Below are 1063 nucleotides of genomic sequence, written 5' to 3' on the forward strand. Positions count from 1 at the left end.
GGTTTTTGTGAATGTGCCGTGCGTCGGGGTCGACGGTGGACACGGTCCGGTCGGCCACCGTGCGCTTGGCGATACGCCAGCGCCCGTCGCGCCCGTCGGAGTCCTCGGCGGGTTCCACGTCCTGGCCCGCGACCAGGGCCAGCAGGCCAACAGCGTTCGCCGCCTTCTCGCCCAGGGTCTGCTCGGGCAGATACCCGAGCAGGTTCAGGGCGTCGGTGACCAGCGCGTCCACCAGCGTGGCGCGGGCCGTCTCGTCGTCGCAGGCGCTCCTCGGCTTGCCCGGGTCGGTGTAGTCGTGCGCCTGGCAGTGCTCCGCGGCCACCTCCTGGGCGCCGGGGACCTCGCGGACCACCCGGCGGATCGCGGAGATAATCTGGGTGACAGTGTCCTGGGTGGCCACCGCGTCGTCGAGCACCGTGGAGTCCAAAGCGCGCCGCTGCCTGCCCTTGAGTACACCGGTCGCGGCCACGACTTCCTTGACCTTGGTGAAGATCCGCATCGGATCGGCAGAGTGACGCAGCCGGCGCCGGAAGGAGCTCAGCAGCGCCGGATCGACCGCGGTGTCGTACAGTCCGAGCCCGCAAGCCGCCTTCCACCGCAGGTCACACCGCAACTCCTGGACCGTCTCGAAGTCCGAAAGCCCCTGCAGGCTCTGCAGCACCACCGTCGCGGCCAGCACCTGCGGCGGCAGACTCGGACGACCGTTGGACGACGGATACATGTCCGCGAACATCCCCGGCGGGAACAGCACCTCACGGTGCTCGGCCAGGAACGCGAACACACTCCCAGCTGGGATCAACTCCCGGCAGGTCTCCCACACATCCGGCCCCACCAGCTCCCCGGCCCATTCCCCCTGCATGCCTACAAGACTGGTCCCAACTCGACCGAGCCGGGGCCAAAACCCGAGATTTTCAGCAGTCTTCTAGAAGCCCCCTGTACGCCGATCTGAGCGCCTATCGGTCGCCCCGGCTCTCCCAGGGGGGTCCGGGGCGACTCGCGTTCGCGGCACAAAGTGGCGTACAGCCAGTTCGCGCGACGAGGAGAAGTAGATGCCGGAGAGGAC

At 68.5% G+C, this 1063-nt stretch carries 1 protein-coding gene; it reads right to left on the reverse strand.

Annotated features, from left to right (window positions below):
• On the reverse strand, positions 1–859 hold an 859-nt coding region (locus tag ACZ3I4_RS47890; RefSeq protein WP_465388853.1), incomplete at its 3' end, for a transposase.
• Positions 860–1063: the final 204 nt, after the last annotated feature.

It is taken from the genome of Actinoplanes sp. NPDC021490, assembly GCF_055562135.1.